Raw genomic sequence first — 18,605 nt, 5'->3', positions numbered from 1 at the left:
ATCTGCACTATTGTTGAGGCAAACCGCGCTTGTGCATTTGTTGCAGCCGTGTCAATCTGCTGCTTCGGGTCTGCTGCAAGGTAAATCTCGCCATGTCCACGGGCTTCAACATCGAATTCGGCCAGGAACTTTGCGACATGCTGCATGCCGAGCTTGCGCTGGTGTGCAACTTCATGGACGCGGACGGGCGCATCGTCGCGTCCAGCCGGCGCGAGCGCATAGGCAGCGTGCACCCCATCGCCCGGCGCATCATGCAGGGCGAGTTCGACGAATACAGCGTGAGCGCGCAGGAGGCCGAGCGCTCGGGCGTGATGCTCGAAGGCATGCTCACCGCGATCGACCTGGACGGGCGGCGCGTGAGCTGCTTCACCCTCTCGGGGCCGCTGCCGGTGGTGCGCCCGCTGCTGCGCATCCTGCGCTTTTGCGTCACCGCCCTGCTGCAGACCACGCACCGCGGCAGGGACTACCACCCGCCGCCGGCGCAGGCACCGGCGACCAACCTGAGCGAGCTGCTGCAGCACGCCAGCGCCGCGGTGGGCTTCAGCCTCGCGCGCCTGCACCAGGCGATAGAGCACATCGACGAAGGCGTGTCGCTGTTCGACGAGAAGCTGCAGCTCGTGGTGTGGAACCAGCGCTATCTGGAGCTTTCCGGCTGGCCCGAAGAGCCCGCCTGCCGCGGCCAGAGCCTGCAGGCCATGGTGGAGCACTTTTTGCGGGCGCGCGGCATGGACAGCGCCCAAGCGCGCGAGCGGCTGCACAAGCGGCTGCAGCGCCTGCGCGCCGGCCAGGCCAACGACTTCCAGTTCGAGACGCCCGACGGCCAGGTCATGGCCGTGGCCGACCGGCCGCTGCCCGGCGGCGGCGCGGTCAGCACCTACACCGACATCACCGAGCGCCACCGCAGCATGGCGGCACTGCGCAGCGCCCGCGAAGACGCCGAGCGCCTGGTGCGCGAGCGCACCCAAACGCTGGACACCTATACCCGGCTGTCCTCCGACTGGTTCTGGGAGAGCGACGCGCAGTTTCGCACCACGCAGATCTACGGCGACGTGCTGGGCAAGCTCAAGATTGCACCCGGCTACTTCCTGGGCAAGCGCCGCTGGGAGCTGCAACTGGTGGGCGTGAGCGCCGAGCAGTTGGCCGAACACGTGGCCCGCCACCAGCGCCATGAAAGCTTCCGCAATTTCGAATACGGCCTGCTCGCGCCCGACGGCAGCACCAGCTATCTGTCGGTCAGCGGCGCGCCGCGCTTTGATGCCGAGGGCCGCTTCATCGGCTACCACGGCACGGGCATGGACATCTCCGAGCGCCGGCGCAACCAGCGCCTGCTGCAAGAGCGCAGCGAGGCGCTGGAGCGCGCCAACGCCGAGATGGAGCGCCAGGTGAAGGAACGCACCGAGGCGCTGGGCCAGCAGCTGAGCTTCATGCGCCAACTGCTCGAGGCCATACCCAACCCCATCTTCTACAAGGACAGGCAAGCGCGCTTTCTGGGCGCCAACCGCGCCTTCGAGCAATTCACCGGCGAGGCGGCCGAGCGCTTTCTCGGCCGCACCGTGGCCGAGCTCGCGCCGCAGCGCGCCTGCGATCTGGTGCAGGACATGGCCGCCGACGCGCAGTTGCTGCGCGAGCCCGGGCGCCAGACCTACGAGAGCCGGGTGCAGGACGCCCGCGGCCAGCCGCGCGACATGCTCTGCCACAAGGCCACTTTCCTGCGCCCCGACGGCTCGATTGGCGGCATCGTCGGCGTGATGCTGGACATCACCGAGCGCAAGCAGATGGAGGACGAACTGCGCCTGGCCGCCACGGTGTTCGACAACAGCAGCGAGGCCATGGCCATCCTCGGGCCCGATGCGAGCGTGGTGGCGATCAACCAGGCCTTCATGGACATCACCGGCTATGACCGCCAGCAGGCCGTGGGCTACCCCATCCGCACGGACGAGGACGAAGGCGAGCCGGCCGGCTTCTTCAAGCGCCTGCAGCCCCAGCTCGAGCGCGAGGGCGCCTGGCAGGGCGAAGTGCGGGGCGTGCGCAAGAGCGGCGAGCCCTACCCGGTGTGGTTTTCCATCGCCGTGGTGCGCGACGCCGGCGGGCGCACCCGCCATTACGCGCTGGCCTTTACCGACCTGTCGCACAAGAAGCGCAATGAAGCGCGCATCCAGCAACTGGCCTTTCAAGACCCGCTCACCCAGCTGCCCAACCGCCGGCTGCTGATCGACCGGCTGGAGCATGCGCTGGTGGGCGCTGCGCGCAAGCAGTGCGGCGGCGCGGTGCTGCTCATCGACGTGGACAATTTCAAGAGCCTGAACGACACCCGCGGCCACGACGTGGGCGACGAGCTCTTGCGCCAGCTCGGGCAGCGGCTGGTTGCCTGCGTGCACCAGGGCGACACGGTGGCGCGCGTGAGCGGCGACGAGTTCGTCGTGCTGGTCGAGAACCTGCCGCTGGCCATGGGCGATATGGTGTCTCAGGCGCGCAGCCTGTGCCACGAGCTGCTGCTGGCGCTGCAGCAGCCCTATACCCTGGCCGGTGAGCAGCACCACCACAGCGCGAGCATTGGCGTGGCGCTCTTTGGCAACCAGGGCCGCAGCGTGGCCGAGCTGCTCAAGCAGGCGGACATGGCGATGTACCGCGCCAAGGAGGCGGGACGCAACACCCTGGCCTTTTTCGATCCGCAGATGCAGGCGGCGGTGGACGCGCGTACCGGCATGGAGCGCGCCATCCGCGACGGGCTGCAGCGCGGCGAGTTCGTGCCCTGGTACCAGCCCCAGCTCGACGACAGCGGCCGCGTGCTGGGCGTGGAGGCGCTGGTGCGCTGGTGCCGCCCCGATGGCAGTGTGGTGGCGCCGGGCGCCTTCATCGCGCTGGCCGAGGAAACCGGCCTGATCCTGCAGCTGGGCCAGCAGATGCTGCGCGCCGCCTGCGAGCAACTGCGCGCCTGGGCCGCGCACTCGGCCACCGAGGGGTTGACGATTGCCGTGAACGTGAGCGCCCGGCAGTTTCACCATGCGGACTTCGCGCAGCTGGTGCTCGACATCCTGCAGGCCAGCGGCGCCAAGCCGCAGCGGCTCAAGCTCGAGATCACCGAAAGCCTCTTGATCGACCACATCGAGGAGGTGATCGGGCGCATGCAACTGCTCAAGGCCCACGGCGTGGGTTTTGCGCTGGACGACTTCGGCACCGGCTATTCGTCGCTGGCCTACCTCAAGCGCCTGCCGCTGGATCAGCTCAAGATCGACCAGGGCTTCGTGCGCGGCGTGCTCAGCGACGCCAACGATGCGGCCATCGCCCGCATGGTGGTGGCGCTGGCCGACAGCCTGGGCCTGCAAGCGGTGGCCGAGGGCGTGGAGACGCCCGAGCACCAGACCTTTTTGCGCCAGCACGGCTGCCTGGCCTACCAGGGCTATCTGTTCAGCAAGCCGCTGCCTATCGCTGAACTCGAGGCCTGGCTCGCGCGGCGCCCGCCCGCCGCGCCGGGCTTGCCCTTCACTGGGGCTTGAAGCCGCTGTCGCTGATGATGCGCTTCCAGGCTGCGGTGTAGGCGCCCTCGCGCGCGCCGAGCTGGGCCGGCGTCATCGCATCCACCGTCAGGCCCATGCTGGTCAGTTGCTGGTTCACCTCGGGCATCTGCACCACCTTGGCCAGGGCCGCGGAAAATTGCTGGGCAAAGGCCTCGGGCGTGCCCTTGGGCGCGAAGAAGCCGTAGTAGGGCAAGTCTTCGAAGCCCTTGACCCCGAGCTCGTCGAAGGTGGGCACGTCGGGCAACTGCGCCTGGCGCTGCGTGCCCAGCACCGCCACCACGCGCAGCTTGCCGGCGCGGTGGTTTTCGATGAAGTCGGGCACCGAGCCCACGCCCGCCGGAATCTGGTTGCCCAGCATGTCGGCAATCAGGGGACCGCTGCCGCGGTAGGGGGCGGCCACCAGGTCGAGCTGGTAGCGCTGGCCCAGAAGCTTGACGAGAAACTCCGGCGTGGACGCGGGCGCCGGAATGCCGACCGCGCTCTTGCCCTGGTTCTTGCCCTTGACCCATTGCACGTACTCATCAAAGCTCTTGGCCGGCGTGCCGCCCGAGACCGCAAAGCAGTTGACGAAAGAGGCAAAGCCGCCCACGGGCACGAAGTCGGCGTGCGAGTCGAAGCCCGGGTTCTTCACCACCTGCGGCAGGATGGAGATGGTGTGGTCGTGCGTGATGAAGACCGTGGAGCCGTCGGCCGGCGCGCTCTTGAGCGTCTGCGCCGCCAGTTGACCGCCGGCGCCGGGGCGGTTGTCCACCACCACGGTGCGCCCGAGCACGTCCTTGAGCTTGTCGGCCAGCAGGCGCGCAATCGCGTCGGTGCCGCCGCCGGGCGGAAAGCCCACGAGCACGCGCAGCGGCTTGGCGTCCTGCGCCCAGGCGGGCACGGCCGCCAGCGCTGCGGCGGCGGACAGAAGATGGCGACGGGTCAGTTGCATGGAGGTCTCCCGGGGTGGTTGCTTCTTGAAAAAGTGAGCCTGTTGCGCTGGTGTTTATTGGCTTTCAGATACAAAACGCCATAAGACGCTTGTAGGACATGCGCTGACAGCTATGGATTTCAATTCTCTGCCAGGCGCTCGCGGTGGCGCGCGATCTGGCGGCGCACCTGCACCGGCGCAGTGCCGCCCAGGGTCTGGCGCGCCCTGAGCGAGCCTTCGAGCGACAAGACCTCGAACACGTCGGCCTCGATGCTCGCATGAAAGCCTTGCAGCGTGGCCAGCGGCAGCGCGGACAAATCCACGCCCGCCTCCTGCGCCGCCTTGACCGCGTGCGCGACGGTCTCGTGCGCATCGCGAAACGGCAGGCCTTTCTTCACCAGGTAGTCGGCCAGGTCGGTCGCCGTGGCGTAGCCCTTCATCGCGGCGGCGCGCATGGCCTGGGCATTCACGCGGATGCCGCCCTCCTTGGTGCCGGTGGCGGGGTTCACCTGCCCGCCTATCATCTCGGCAAAGATGCGCAGCGTGTCCTTGAGCGTATCGACGGTGTCGAACAACGGCTCCTTGTCTTCCTGGTTGTCCTTGTTGTAGGCCAGCGGCTGGCCCTTCATCAGCGTGATCAGGCCCATCAGATGGCCGACCACCCGCCCGGTCTTGCCGCGGGCGAGCTCGGGCACGTCCGGGTTTTTCTTCTGCGGCATGATCGAAGAGCCGGTGGTGAAGCGGTCGGCGATGCGGATGAAGCCCACGCTCTGGCTCATCCACAGCACCAGTTCTTCGGACAGGCGCGAGACGTGCAGCATCACCAGGCTCGCAGCGGCGCTGAATTCAATCGCGAAGTCGCGGTCGGAGACGCCGTCCAGGCTGTTCTGGCATACGCAGGCCCGGCCCTGGTCGTCGACCATGCCCAGGGTTCTGGCCACGCGCTCGCGGTCCAGCGGGTAGCTGGTGCCGGCCAGCGCGGCCGAGCCCAGCGGCAGCACGTTCACCCGGCGGCGCACGTCGCGCATGCGCGCCTCGTCGCGCGCAAACATCTCCACGTAAGCGAGCAGATGGTGGGCAAAGCTCACCGGCTGCGCCACCTGCAGGTGGGTAAAGCCCGGCAGGATCACCTCCACGTTGTTCTCGGCCACCTCCACCAGCGCCCGCTGCAGCGCGCGCAGCAGGCCGTCGATCAGGTCGATCTCGCCGCGCAGCCACAGGCGCACGTCGGTGGCCACCTGGTCGTTCCTGCTGCGCCCGGTGTGCAGGCGCTTGCCCGCGTCGCCCGCGAGCTGGGTCAGGCGCGCCTCGATGTTCAGGTGCACGTCTTCCAGATCGAGCTGCCAGTCGAACTGGCCGGCCTCGATCTCCTGCGTGATCGTGGCCATGCCTCGTTCGATCGCGGCATGGTCTTCGCGGCTCAGGATGCCTTGCGCCGCGAGCATCTCGGCGTGGGCGAGGCTGCCGGCAATATCGGCCTGCCACAGGCGCTGGTCGAAGAAGACGCTGGCGGTGTAGCGCTTGACCAGCTCGCTCATGGGTTCGGAAAACAGCGCCGACCATGCCTGTGCCTTGCTCGCGAGCTGATCGTGGGACGGGGAGGAAGGCTGGTCGGGCATGGCGGCAATAATCGGCACCGGGAGGTCCACGGCGCCAGCAATGACAAAGCCGCAAATTCTATCGACCAGCACGCGACGCCCGCCGGCAGCGGGCACGCTGATCTTCGACGCCTGCCATGCCGGGGTGGTGCTGCGCGCGGTGCTGTTCGTGGAGCTGGTCTCTGGCGTGGCGCTGCTCTTTCTTGCCGCGAGCCCCGCCGAGTGGCTGCAGCAACTGGCGATGCTGACCGGCGGCGTGCTGCCCGCCACGCTCGCCTGGCTGCTGGCCGCCTGCAGCCTCAAGCGCGTGCTGCAGGCCGCGCGCGTGCCGCTGCAGGTCTGCGCCGGCGTGGTGCTGGGGGCGCTGGCCGGCTTGCTTGCCTGCGCGCTGCTCGCTTATGTGACGGGCAGCAGCGAGCCCAGGTGGCTGGCCAGCGCCGCCAGCGGCGCGCTGCTGTCGGCGCTGCTGGTGGCCGCGCTGGTGCTGCGCGCGCACGCGCGCGCGCCGGCGGCCACTACCGCGCGCCTGGCCGAGCTGCAGGCACGCATACGGCCGCACTTTCTCTTCAACAGCCTGAACAGCGCCATCGCCCTGGTGCGCGAGGAGCCGGCCAAGGCCGAAACCCTGCTGGAAGACCTGAGCGAGCTGTTTCGCCACGCGCTGCTCGAGCAGGGCGACAGCGCCAGCCTGGCCGAAGAGGTGCAACTGGCGCGCCACTACCTGGCGATCGAGCAGATCCGCTTTGGCGAGCGCATGCAGCTCGCCTGGAAGCTCGACGAGCGCGCCGGCAGCGCCCGCGTACCGCCGCTCTTGCTGCAGCCGCTGGTGGAAAACGCGGTCAAGCACGGCGTCGAGCCCTCGCCGCTTGCCGCCCTGATCGAGGTGCGCACCCAGCGGCGCGGCGCACGCGTGCTCATCACCATCACCAATTCGCTGCCGCCGCGCGCCCATGCGCTCGGGCCGGCGGCGCCGGGGCACGGCATTGCGCTGAACAACGTACGCGCGCGCCTGAAGCTGCTGCACGACGTGGAATGCGACTTCAGCGCCGGCGCCCAGGGCGGGCGCTACCAGGTGCGCATAGGCCTGCCCGCCGTTTGAGACAGCGCCATGCGCATTCTGGTCGTCGACGATGAAGCCCTGGCGCGCAAGCGCCTGTGCACCCTGCTGGCCGAGCTCGATGCCCGCCACCAGGCGGTGCAAGCCGCCCACGCGGGCGAGGCGCTGGCGCTGCTCACCCAGCCGCCGGCCTTCGACCTGGTGTTGCTGGACATCCACATGCCCGGGCAGGACGGCCTGGCGCTGGCGCACCAGATCGCGCGCCTGGCCGAGCCGCCGGCCATCGTCTTCGTCACCGCGCACGCCGAACACGCCGTCTGCGCCTTCGAGCTGGACGCGGCCGACTACCTGACCAAGCCGGTGCGCCGCGAGCGCCTGCAGCAGGCGCTGGCCAAGGCCGGCCGCCGCCATCGCCCCGCAACACCCGCGCCAAGCTCAGACGGCCCCGCCCTGCTGGTGCAAGACCAGGGCCGCACCGAACGCGTCCCGCTCGCCGAGGTGCTCTACATCCGCGCCGAACTCAAATACCTGACGCTGCGCACCGCCACGCGCAGCTACGTGATCGACGGCGCCCTGACCGAGCTGCACCAGCGCCATCCGCAGGAGCTGGTGCGCATCCACCGCAATACCCTCATCGCCCGCCACGCCCTGCGCGCGCTGGAGCGCCACCCCGAGCTGGAGGAAGGCGACGGCTGGGCGGTGCGCCTGCGCGGCAGCACCGAGCTTCTGCCGGTCTCGCGCAGGCAGGTGGCTGCGGTGCGGGAGATCCTCACGCGGGAAGCTTGAAGCAAGGCGCCCGCCGGCTCAATGCGCAGCATGCGCAAAGCTGGCCACCGCCATCACCACCCCCATGCCCGCGAGCAGCCAGACGATCTGCACCAGCGCCTGCGCGGCGGACATGCGCCGCTGCAGTTGCGGGATCAGGTCGGCCAGCGCCACGTAGACGAAGCTGCTGGCCGCCACGACGAGAAAATAGGGCAGCGCGGCCTCCCAGCGGCCGACGATGAAATAACCCGCCAGGCCGCCCAGCGCACTGGCCGCGCCGGCCAGCGACACCTTGAGCAGCGCGGCGCGGCGCTTGCCCTGGCGCAGCACCACCAGATCGCCCACGTGGTGCGGCACTTCGTGCGCCAGCACCGACAGCGCCGCCACCACGCCCAGGCGCAGGTCGGCGACGAAGGCCGAGGCAATCATCACGCCGTCGCCAAAGCAGTGCAGGCTGTCGCCGGCCAGCAGCGCCCAGCCGCCGCGCGCGTGCAGCGGAGGGTGCCCATGCCCGTGGTCCACATGATCGTGCGCGTGCTGCTCGTGGGCGTGTGCGCCCTCGCTGCGCGCCGAGCCAGCGTGGCCGCCGTGCTCGTGGCCGTGGTGCCAGAGCTCGGCCTTTTCCAGAATGAAGAAGAACACCAGCCCGAGCAGCAGCGTGGCAAACAGCGGGTGCGCGGGCGCGTCTTCGAAGGCTTCGGGCAGCAGGTGCATGAAGGCGGTGGACAAGAGCGCGCCGGCCGCCAGGCTCAGCAGATGCTGCGGCCCCACGCGCCAGCGCCCGCCCATGCCCAGGCGCAGCAGCACGGCCGCAAGCCACACGCTGCCTATGCCGGCGGCCAGCGTGGCGATGAGCATAACTATCAAAAGCATTGCTGTTGGCGCTTGCTCAGCAAGGGTTTGCGCCTGTTTTTATATGAATTTGTTCAAGGCGGGCGCGGCGGGCCTGTGCCGCCGCCTTGCCCGGAGGGAGAAGGAGTGTCGCAGCTATTTCAGGCCATGCTGCGCAAACCAGGCAAGCGTGCGCTTCCAGCCGTCTTCGGCCGCGTCCTTGCGGTAGCTGGCGCGGTAGTCGGCATGAAAGGCGTGCGGCGCATCCGGGTAGACGACGAAGCGCGAGGCATTGGCCGGCGCGCCGGCCTTGGCCAGCCCGGCTTTCATCTGCTCTATGGTGCTCTCGGGAATGCTCTCGTCCTTGCCGCCGTACAGGCCCAGCACCGGCGCCTTGACCTGCGCGGCCAGCGCCAGCGGCTGCTTGGGCTGCAAGGGCGTGTCCTGCCCCGTGAGGCGCCCATACCAGGCGACGGCGGCCTTCACGGGTGCGTGCGCGGCGTACAGCCAGGTGATGCGCCCGCCCCAGCAAAAGCCGGTGATGCCCACCCGCGCAGCGTCGCCGCCGTGCTTGCCGGCCCAGGCGACGCTGGCGTCCAGGTCTTGCATGACCTGGGCGTCGGGCACCTTGGCGACGACCTCGCTCATCAGCTTGGCCAGCTCGCCATAGGCCATGGGGTCGCCCTGGCGCTCGAACAGGTCGGGCGCAATCGCCAGATAGCCCGCGTGCGCCAGGCGCCGGCAGACGTCGGCGATGTATTCGTGCACGCCGAAGATTTCCGAAATGACCAGGATGACCGGCAAGCCGCTGCCGCCCTTGGGCGCGGCACGGTAGGCATGCACCTGAAAGTCGCCCGAGGGGTAGCTGACCTCGCCCACCTCCAGGCCGTCGGGGCTGGTCGCTATCGCCGTCTGCGCCATCAGCGGCGCGGCGGCTGCGGCGTAGCCCGCACCCAGCATCAATCCCAGGGCCTTGCGGCGCGAGGCCGCGCCCGTGCCGCCCAGCAGGGCAGCCGCGTCGGTGTGCAAGTCGTCGTGCATGGTGAACTTCTCCATCGTGCGTGGCAGGGTATCAGGCAGGCAGGCCCTGCAGAACGCGCAGGTGCATGCGGCGCTCAAAGCGCGCGCCCGCCGAAGCGCAGTGTGGCGCAAAAGCGGCCAGCGTGCGTGCGCGCAGGGCGTCGTCGATGGGATGCCCGGCAAAGCTCGGATGCATCCTGCGCCGTTCAAAGTCGGCAAGGTCGGCAAAGTGCGCCGGCGCGGCAAGGCGCTCTTTGGCCCCCTGGCGCCAGGGCGGCCGCGCCGCCGCCCAGCGCGATCACGCGCTGCCCCGGCCCGGGCAGCAGGCGCTGCAGCAGCGCGGATTCACCGGCGATCAAGCGGCAATTCACCACACTCTCCCATCAAACCATCGGCCTCCCCGTCAGGCCATCGGCGCCAGCCCGCGCAGCAGTGCGGAGGCCAGCGCGCCCAGCAGCACCACCAGCAAAAAGGGCGCGCGCCACCACAGCGCCAGCGCCGCTGCCGCCAGCGCGGCCAGGCGAGCGTCCAGGCGCAGCGCGCTGCCCTCGGCAAAGGTGTTCAGCACCGTGAGCGACGCCAGCAGCGCCACCGTGAGCGCGCCCGCCACGCGGTGCATGCGCGGGTTTTGCAGCCAGCGCGCGGGCACCGCATAGCCCGCGAGCTTGGTGGCAAACGCTATCAGGCCTGCAAGCACGATGGCCTGCCAGAGCGTCATCGCGCATGCCCCCACCAGCCCCAGGCGGCGCCTGCCGCCGCGGCCAGCAAGATCGGCAGGCCCGGCGCCACCCAGGGGATGGCTGCCGCCGTCACCACCCCGGCCAGCACGGCCAGCGCCAGCGGCTCGCGGCCCTTCAGGCGCGGCCAGAGCAGCCCGAGGAAGGCCGCCACCGCCGCGCCGTCCAGCCCCCAGGTGCGGGCGTCGCCCAGGGCATCGCCCAGCAGCGCGCCGGCCAGGGTAAACAGGTTCCAGAGCACGAACACGCCCCAGCCTGCCGTCCAGAAGCCGCGGCGCTGCTCGGCGGCCTCGCCCTGGCTCAGCGCGGTCGCGGCCGACTCGTCGATGGTGAGCTGGGCCATCAACCACTTGCGCCAGCCGCGCGGCATCAACAAGTGGTTCAACTGCACGCCATAGACGGCATTGCGCACCCCCAGCAAACTCGCCGCGCCCACCGCCGCCGAGGCGCTGCCGCCGCCCGCCACCACGCCGATGAAGGCAAATTGCGAGCCGCCGGTGAACATCAAGAGGCTGAGCACCATGGCCTGCGCCACCGTCAGCCCCGCCGCCACCGCCAGCGCGCCAAAGGAGATGCCGTACAGCCCGGTGGCAAGCGCAATCGACAAGCCCATGCGCACGGCGGGCGTCAAATTCAAAGCCACGAGCGCCCCCAGCGTGCCATCCAAAACCTGGAATGCTAAGCGAGCGGCTGCGCCGACCGCTGTCCCGCACGCGCGCGCGGCCCCGGGCGCTGCGGCGGCAAATTGCGGCTTCATGCCGCGAGAGAGACGCTCTGATGCCTTGCCTTGAGTCGGTATCAGAACCGATAGGCAGCCCCGGCGCGAAACTGCCACTGCTGCTGCGCAAAACGCGGCTGGCGCGCGGAGGCGCCAACCGGGCGACCAAGGCGCGTGAGCAGCGTATTCGGACCTGCGGATGTCGCTTCGCGGCCATAGGCCAAGAGGGCATTCCAGGTCCAACCGGTTTGCTCCGCCCGGGCTCCGCCTTGCAGACCCAGTTCGAGCGAAAGCACGCGGCTGCGGCCCAGATCCAGGACGGCCGGGTCGTAGCCTGGCAGCTCAACCCGCACACTCCCCTTCGGGCCGGCACCGAGCCACAGCGCGACATGCCAGTCAAGATGCGAAGCAAGCACTTGCCGATGGCGCAGCCCGATGGAGGCTTGCCAATACCGGTAGCGCTCCGGATAACCCAGCACGGCACCGCGCCCGGCTATTTCCCGCTCCAGCGTCTGCTGACGCAGCCGCGCGCCCAGCGCCCAGGATGGCTGCAGGGGCCACCAAGCCTGCAGTTGCAAGCGTTCAAGACGCACGCGGGTCTGCGACTGGAACGGCACTCCGGCGTTGGTGCGTCCGTCGTAGCTGCGTTCGCCCTGGCTGCGCAGCCACTGGGCGGACCATTGCAGGCCTTCGCACTCGATGTCGAACTGCAGGCCAGCCAGCGCCAGATCACCGCGCTCACGCAGCAGGCGAGAGCCGTCGGCCGCGTACTCCTGCCACTGGCTGTGCTCCAGCCCGGCAACGGCGCCCCATGCGGGAGCGCCGCAGCCGGCCGCTGCCGCGTTCACGCCGCCCGCCAGCGCCAGCGCTGTCGCGCCGCGCACGATACGGGCACAAAGCATCAGTGCAGCTCGTTCCAGCGCCTGACCTCGCTGATCTCGTACTGACCGTCGCCATTGGCATCCAGCTCCAGCCGAACCGCGCTCGCGTCGACGGCCGTGACACGCACACTGGCGCCGGCAGCCCCATGGATGGTGGCCGAACCGCTGGAGGGATAGCGATTGGCGGCCTGGGTGACGAACGGCGATGTCGTGGCAATGCGTACCGACCGGCTATCCAGCGCGGAACTGACGAATATGCCGTTGACGGAAGAGGTATTCGTGCTGCGGGTTTGCGCCAGCGCCACGGTATAGCGATACAGCCCTTGCGTGTCGGTCTTGCCTGCGTAGCTGTACGAAACCGTAAAGCTGTCGACGTCCAGGCGAACATTGCTCTGGCTGGGCGAATCCACCCGGGCGTCGATCGCGATGCTGCCGTTGCCGGTGAGGCTTTCCTGGGCCGTTGCGAGCGTCAGGTTTCTGTAGGTGATCGTGGCAGCGATCGAGTAGGGATAGGACTCCAGATTGCCGCTGACTCTCGTGAACACGAAGAACAAGCTGCCGTTGATCTCGACGCCGCCGTCACGGCATCGGTCGGCACTGATGGAGAGCGAGTCGCCCGCGTCGGCGATCCCGTTGTTGTTGGCGTCGGTAGCGCTCACCGTCATGAAGCCGCCCTGGCTGCAGCGCTCGGTGATGCTCTCCGTGGCACCTGCGACGGTCACGGGCGAACGCGCGAACCAGCCAGGCACCTTGTGGATCTGCGCTTGGGCAAACTGCACCAGCTCAGGCTGCGCGACGACCTCGGCGCCCACGGGCAGGATGGCCGACGAATCGACCAGGAAGCCGTTGGCTGCGAGGGTCTTCTGAGCCACGCTCACGTAATTGGACTCGGCGATGACCGCCGCCGGAGCGTCGGCACCCTGACCCGTGCCGCCGGGGCTTCCAGGATTGCCTGGAGCCGCGGGACCGTCATCACTGCCGCCACCGCATGCGGCAAGGAGAATCGAAGAAAAAAGCACTGTCAGGATCGGACGCATACACCCTCCGTGGTAAATAGAGCGACCGATATTACATATATTTACAGGCCGCAACCCGATCCCGCAGAGCGGATCAGGGTTTTTCCTTGGCATTTCTTCAATGGGCCTCTTCCCAATTGGCCCCTACGCCGACTTCGGCAATCAGCGGCACGGCAAGGTCGGCCACGCCGGCCATCAGCGCCGGAATCTCGCGACGCAGCCAGTCGACCTCGCTCTCGGGCAGCTCGAAGACGAGCTCGTCGTGCACCTGCAGCACCATGAGGATGTCGGGCTTCTCGGCGTCCAGGCGCTGCTGCACCGCGATCATGGCCTTCTTGATGAGGTCGGCGGCCGTGCCCTGCATGGGCGCGTTGATGGCGGCGCGCTCGGCGGCCTTCTTGCGCGGCCCGCTGCCGCCGTTGATCTCGGGCAGGTACAGGCGCCGGCCGAACACGGTTTGCACGTAGCCCTGGCGGTGCGCCAGTTGCACGGTCTCGTCCATGTAGCGCTTGACGCCGGGGTAGCGCTCGAAGTAGCGCTCGATGTAGTTCTTGGCCGCCTGGTTGTCGATGCCCAGGTTCTTGGCCAGGCCGTAGCTGCTCATGCCGTAGATCAGACCGAAGTTGATCACCTTGGCGTAGCGCCGCTGCTCGCTGCTGACCTGGTCGGCGGCCACGCCAAAGACCTCGGCTGCGGTGGCGCGGTGCACGTCCATGCCCTCGTGAAAGGCCTTGAGCAAGGCCGCGTCGCCACTGATGTGGGCCATGATGCGCAGCTCGATCTGGCTGTAGTCGCAACTGGCGATCACGCGCCCGGGCGGGGCGACGAAGGCTTCGCGAATGCGTCGGCCCTCGGCGGTGCGCACCGGGATGTTCTGCAGGTTGGGTTCGTTGCTGGCGAGGCGCCCGGTGACGGCCACGGCCTGGGCGTAGTGGGTGTGCACGCGGCCGGTGGCCGGGTTGACCAGCGTGGCCAGCTTGTCGGTATAGGTGCTCTTGAGTTTGGACAGGCTGCGGTGCTCCAAGAGCCGCGCCGGCAAGGGGTAGTCCTCGGCCAGCTTTTCAAGTACCTCTTCGTCGGTGGAGCGCGCGCCGGTGGCGGTCTTCTTGACGACGGGCATGCCCAGCTTGTCAAAAAAGATCTCGCCCAACTGCTTGGGGCTGCCCAGGTTGAAGGGCTGGCCGGCGAGCTCATAGGCCTCTTGCTCCAGCTCGCTGATGCGCAGGCCAAGCTCGTGGCTTTGCGCGGCGAGCTTGTCGGCGTCGATCAGCACGCCGTTTCTCTCCATGCGAAACAACACCTCGCTGGTGGCGATCTCCAGCTCGTAGATGGCGCGCAGTTTGTCGTCGCTCTCCAGTCGGGGCCAGAGCACGCGGTGCACGTCCAGGGTCTGGTCGGAATCCTCGCAGGCGTAGGCCGCGGCCTTGTCCACCGGCACCTGCGCAAAAGGAATCTGCCTGGCGCCCTTGCCGCACAGGTCTTCATAGCTCAGGCCCGTGCGCCCGGTGTGGCGCTCGGCAAGGCTGGCGAGATTGTGCGGCCGCGTGACCTCGAGCACGTAGCTTTGCAGCATGGTGTCGTGCACATAGCCGCGCACCTCGACGCCGTGGTTGGCCAGCACATGGCGGTCGTATTTGATGTGCTGGCCGAGCTTGGCGTGCGCCGGGCTTTCCAGCCAGGGCTTGAGGCGCGCCAGTACCTCATCGAGCGGCAATTGCTCGGGCGCCTCCAGCCCGGCATGCGCCAGCGGCACATAGGCGGCAGACCCCGGCTCCACGCTGAAGCTGATGCCGACGATGCGCGCGTGCTGCTCATCGAGCGAGGTGGTTTCGGTATCCAGCGCCACGAGCGGCGCGGCCATGAGCCTGGCGATCCAGGCATCCAGCGCCTGCCAGCTCAGCACCACCTCATAGTCCACCGCTCTGGCCTGCGCCTGCGCTGCCGCATGGCTCGCCTGCTCCTCGATGCGCTGCTCGGCAGCGGTCGAAGACGCCTCGTCCTGCAGTTGCCGTGCCAGGGTCTTGAAGCCGAATTTTTCATAAAAATCGCGCAAACCCTGCGTCTGCTCTGCGCCTGCAGCTATCGAATCGAAAGCAGGCAAACCGGGCAGCGCGGCGCTCAGGTCGCAGTCGGTGCGCATGCTCACCAGGCGCCGCCCGGTGGGCAGCCAGCTAAGGGCGGCGCGCAGGTTCTCGCCCGCCACGCCCTTGATCTCGTCGGCGTGCGCCATCAGCGCATCGAGCGAGCCGTACTGCGCGAGCCAGCGCGCCGCCGTCTTGGGGCCGACCTTGGCCACGCCCGGCACGTTGTCCACCGCGTCGCCCACCAGGGTCTGGAAGTCCACCATCAGGCTGGGCGGCACGCCGAACTCGGCCGTCACGCCGGCCACGTCGCGGCGCTTGCCGTTCATCGTGTCCATGATGGTGATGCGCTCGTTCACCAGCTGGCTCAAGTCCTTGTCGCCGCTGGAAATCAGCACGCGCAGGCCCTGGGCGGCGGCGCGCGTGGCCAGCGTGGCAATCACGTCGTCGGCCTCCACCCCGGGCACGCACAGCACCGGCCAGCCCAGCAGCCGCACCACTTCGTGGATAGGCGCGATCTGCGCGCGCAGATCGTCGGGCATGGGCGAGCGGTTGGCCTTGTACTCGGGGAAGATGTCGTCGCGAAAGGTCGGGCCGGGCGCATCGAACACGCAGGCGGCATAGGCCGGCGCGTGCTCATGGCCGAGCGCGCGCAGCATATTGACCATGCCGCGTATCGCGCCCGTGGGATGGCTCTTGGGGTCGCCCGGCACCGCGCGCAGGTCCGGCATGGCGTGGTAGGCGCGGTACAGGTAGCTGGAGCCATCGACCAGCAGCAGGGTGGGGGTGTCGCTCATGTGCAGATTGTGCCCACGGATGCCCTTACGATGGCGCCTCCCCACGGAGAGCACCCATGAGAACCCTCAAACGCCTGCTGCTTGCGCTGATCGTCCTCATCCTTGCCGCGGCCGCGATCGGCTGGTTCAGCCTGGACAAGGAGGCGCGCGGGCTGCTCGCCACTTTCCCGACCAACCGCGACATTCTGTTCTGGAGCCAGACCCAGCGCGACGCCGCCTTTCGCGCGATGGACCGCATCCCGCTGCTGGCCAGATGGCATACCGCCCAGCCCTCGGCCACGCCTCGCCCCCTGCCGGGCGGCAAGCCGCTCAAGCTGGGCGTGGACCTCGACGCTTTCATGCAAGGCCAGCACAGCGCCGCTCTGCTGATCCTGCAAGACGGCAAGATCCGGCTGGAGCGCTACGGCCTGGGTTTTGACGCCGATGGGCGCTGGACCAGCTTCTCGGTAGCCAAGTCCTTCACCTCCACGCTGGTCGGCGCGGCGCTCAAGGACGGGCTGATCAAGAGCATGGACGACAAGGTGAGCGACTACCTGCCGGACATGAAAGGCTCGGCCTACGACGACGTGAGCGTGCGCCAGTTGCTCACCATGACTTCGGGCGTGCAGTGGAACGAGGACTATGGCGACCCCAACTCGGACGTGGCGCGCTTCAACAACCACGTGCCAGAGCCCGGCGTGGACGCGCTGGTGAGCTACATGAGGAAGCTCCCGCGCGCCGCGCCCGCGGGCGAGCGCTGGAACTACAGCACGGGCGAGACCAACCTGGTCGGCGTGATGCTGATGGCGGCCATCCACAAGCCCCTCACCCAATACCTGCAGGAAAAAATCTGGCAGCCCGCGGGCATGCAGCAGCAGGCCACCTGGCTGCTGTCCAAGACCGGCAAGGAGATCAGCGGCTGCTGCATCCAGGCGGCGGCGCGCGACTACGCGCGCATGGGGCAGTTCATCCTGGAAGGCGCGCGGGTGAACGGCGAACCGATCGTGCCCGATGGCTGGCTGCAGGCCGCCACGCACAAGCAGGCGGACATCCAGGCGCCGGGGCGCGGCTATGGCTACCAGTGGTGGACTTACGACAGCGGCAGCTTTGCGGCGCGCGGCATCTTCGGCCAGGGCATCTTCATCGACCCGGCGCGCCGGCTGGTGATCGTCACCAACGCCGACTGGCCCAAGGCGGGCTCGGCCGACAACCCGGCGTTTGCCGAGCGCGAGCGCTTTTACCTGGCGGTGCAGCAGGCGCTGGACGACGAGGCCGCGGGCCGCTGAAGGCGCGCATGCGGCCTACAATCGAAGCCACCATGCGCGCACCCCTCGTTCTCGTCCTCGCCTCCCTCGTCAGCACCGGCGTGCTGGCGCAGGCCAGCAATCAAAACCCGGCCCAGCCCTTGCCTGCAGAGCGTCAGGCGCTATCGCAAGATGAGCAAACCGGCATGGACCAGGGCCGGCGGGTGCAGCGCATCGTGATCGAGGACGAAGGCAGCCGCGTGGACGAGCTGCGCGTGGGCGGCGAAACGCGCTCCATCACCGTGCAGCCCAAGCTGGGGGGCGAGCTGCCCTCCTACCAGGTGCGCCCGAGCGATGGCGCGCGCCTGTGGAAGCTCGGCACCTTCTGAACCGCGCGCCCGCCTGCTCCGGCTGCGCCGGACCCTCTGCCCATGGCCGTCTTCACCCCCGTCACCGAGTCTGAAGCCAGCGCACTGCTGCAGCGCCTGAGCCTTGGCACCCTGGTGCAGCTGCGCGGCATCGAAGGCGGCATAGAGAACACCAACTACTTTCTGACCAGCAGCAGCGGGCAGTACGTGCTCACGCTGTTCGAGCGCCTGGCGCACGCGCAACTGCCCTTCTACCTCTACCTGATGAAGCACCTGGCGCAGGCCGGCATCCCCGTGCCCGACCCCCAGGGCGACGCGCAGGGCGACATCCTGTTCACCGTGGCCGGCAAGCCCGCGGCTCTGGCCACGCGCCTGGCCGGCAGTAGCCAACTGGCGCCCGATGAGCGCCACTGCGCGGCGCTGGGCGCCATGCTTGCGCGCATGCACCTGGCGGCGCGCGACTACGAACGCGAGCAGGCCAATCTGCGCGGCCTGCCCTGGTGGAACGCCACCGCGCCCGAGGTGCTGCCGCATCTGGACGCCGCCCAGGCGCGGCTGCTGCAGTCCGAGCTGGCCTACCAGAACCATGTGGCGCAAAGCGCCGCCTACGCCGCGCTGCCGCGCGGGCCGGTGCATGCCGACCTGTTTCGCGACAACGTGATGTTCGAGGGCGAGGTGCTCACCGGCATCTTCGACTTCTACTTCGCCGGGGTCGACACCTGGCTGTTCGACCTGGCGGTGGCGCTCAACGACTGGTGCGTGGACCTGCCCACCGGGCGCCACGAGGCGGGGCGCTTTGCCGCGCTGCTGGGCGCCTACCAGGGCGTGCGCCCGCTCACCCGGCACGAGCGGGCGCTGCTGCCCGCGATGCTGCGCGCCGGGGCGCTGCGCTTCTGGATCTCGCGCCTGTGGGACTACCACCTGCCGCGCGACGCGCAGATGCTCAAGGCCCACGACCCCGGCCATTTCGAGCGCGTGCTGCGCGAGCGCGTGGCCCACCCCGTGCGCCTTCCGGCATAGCTGCACCCCGGCCGGGGACAGGCGCCGTGCGCTACAGTCTCCTGCGCCGCTGTTGCACCATCCCG

Annotated in this window: 15 protein-coding genes; 6 read left to right on the top strand and 9 right to left on the bottom strand. The window is 68.9% G+C overall.

All coding sequences use genetic code 11. The features are described 5' to 3' along the window. Positions 1-92: 92 nt before the first annotated feature. Positions 93-3,497, top strand: a complete 3,405-nt coding sequence (locus KUD94_RS00365; protein ID WP_218237951.1) for an EAL domain-containing protein — start codon at positions 93-95, stop codon at positions 3,495-3,497. Here the strand turns inward: KUD94_RS00365 and KUD94_RS00360 are convergent. Further along, positions 3,484-4,449: a Bug family tripartite tricarboxylate transporter substrate binding protein gene (locus tag KUD94_RS00360; RefSeq protein ID WP_218237950.1), complete on the bottom strand. Its 966-nt coding sequence runs from the start codon at positions 4,447-4,449 to the stop codon at positions 3,484-3,486. The genes KUD94_RS00365 and KUD94_RS00360 overlap by 14 nt on opposite strands. A gap of 119 nt (positions 4,450-4,568) precedes the next feature. Then, positions 4,569-6,047, bottom strand: coding sequence for an argininosuccinate lyase (gene argH, locus KUD94_RS00355; protein ID WP_218239141.1), 1,479 nt, complete (start codon positions 6,045-6,047; stop codon positions 4,569-4,571). A 40-nt stretch (positions 6,048-6,087) separates the two neighbouring features. Here argH and KUD94_RS00350 point away from each other — a divergent pair, with 40 nt between their 5' ends. After that, entirely contained in the window at positions 6,088-7,125 is a 1,038-nt protein-coding gene (locus tag KUD94_RS00350) for a sensor histidine kinase (RefSeq protein WP_218237949.1), read from the top strand. Positions 7,126-7,134: 9 nt separating this feature from the next. After that, complete coding sequence (locus KUD94_RS00345) at positions 7,135-7,869, top strand: LytTR family DNA-binding domain-containing protein (RefSeq protein ID WP_218237948.1); 735 nt, start codon at positions 7,135-7,137, stop codon at positions 7,867-7,869. Positions 7,870-7,887: 18 nt separating this feature from the next. On the opposite strand, the gene KUD94_RS00340 is transcribed toward KUD94_RS00345, so the two are convergent. From KUD94_RS00340 to polA, 7 genes are all read right to left on the bottom strand, one after another. Beyond that, positions 7,888-8,721, bottom strand: coding sequence for a ZIP family metal transporter (locus tag KUD94_RS00340; RefSeq protein ID WP_218237947.1), 834 nt, complete (start codon positions 8,719-8,721; stop codon positions 7,888-7,890). Between the two features lie 114 nt (positions 8,722-8,835). Further along, positions 8,836-9,720, bottom strand: a complete 885-nt coding sequence (locus KUD94_RS00335) for a dienelactone hydrolase family protein (RefSeq protein WP_218239140.1) — start codon at positions 9,718-9,720, stop codon at positions 8,836-8,838. Between the two features lie 382 nt (positions 9,721-10,102). Next, positions 10,103-10,417 carry an AzlD domain-containing protein gene (locus tag KUD94_RS00330; RefSeq protein WP_218237946.1) on the bottom strand — a complete coding sequence of 105 codons (315 nt, stop codon included), beginning with the start codon at positions 10,415-10,417 and terminating at the stop codon, positions 10,103-10,105. Continuing rightward, entirely contained in the window at positions 10,414-11,079 is a 666-nt protein-coding gene (locus KUD94_RS00325; protein ID WP_255568899.1) for an AzlC family ABC transporter permease, read from the bottom strand. The genes KUD94_RS00330 and KUD94_RS00325 overlap by 4 nt, the downstream gene beginning before the upstream one ends. Before the next feature lie 155 nt (positions 11,080-11,234). Next, complete coding sequence (locus tag KUD94_RS00320) at positions 11,235-12,056, bottom strand: hypothetical protein (RefSeq protein WP_218237945.1); 822 nt, start codon at positions 12,054-12,056, stop codon at positions 11,235-11,237. Then, complete coding sequence (locus tag KUD94_RS00315) at positions 12,056-13,072, bottom strand: hypothetical protein (protein ID WP_218237944.1); 1,017 nt, start codon at positions 13,070-13,072, stop codon at positions 12,056-12,058. Before KUD94_RS00315 ends, KUD94_RS00320 begins: the two co-directional genes overlap by 1 nt. Positions 13,073-13,169: 97 nt before the next feature. Further along, positions 13,170-15,929 carry a DNA polymerase I gene (gene polA, locus KUD94_RS00310; protein WP_218237943.1) on the bottom strand — a complete coding sequence of 920 codons (2,760 nt, stop codon included), beginning with the start codon at positions 15,927-15,929 and terminating at the stop codon, positions 13,170-13,172. A gap of 56 nt (positions 15,930-15,985) precedes the next feature. On the opposite strand from polA, the gene KUD94_RS00305 reads away from it, so the two are divergent. From KUD94_RS00305 to KUD94_RS00295, 3 genes are read left to right on the top strand one after another with little or no spacing between them, the layout of a single operon-like run. Then, positions 15,986-17,194, top strand: a complete 1,209-nt coding sequence (locus tag KUD94_RS00305; protein ID WP_218237942.1) for a serine hydrolase — start codon at positions 15,986-15,988, stop codon at positions 17,192-17,194. 32 nt (positions 17,195-17,226) lie between these two features. Further along, positions 17,227-17,541: a hypothetical protein gene (locus KUD94_RS00300; RefSeq protein WP_218237941.1), complete on the top strand. Its 315-nt coding sequence runs from the start codon at positions 17,227-17,229 to the stop codon at positions 17,539-17,541. 42 nt (positions 17,542-17,583) lie between these two features. Beyond that, positions 17,584-18,540, top strand: a complete 957-nt coding sequence (locus tag KUD94_RS00295; protein ID WP_218237940.1) for a homoserine kinase — start codon at positions 17,584-17,586, stop codon at positions 18,538-18,540. Positions 18,541-18,605: the final 65 nt, after the last annotated feature.

It is taken from the genome of Comamonas sp. NLF-1-9, assembly GCF_019195435.1.
Lineage (GTDB): Bacteria > Pseudomonadota > Gammaproteobacteria > Burkholderiales > Burkholderiaceae_C > Comamonas_C.
This window is presented reverse-complemented; position numbering and strand designations above follow the sequence as displayed.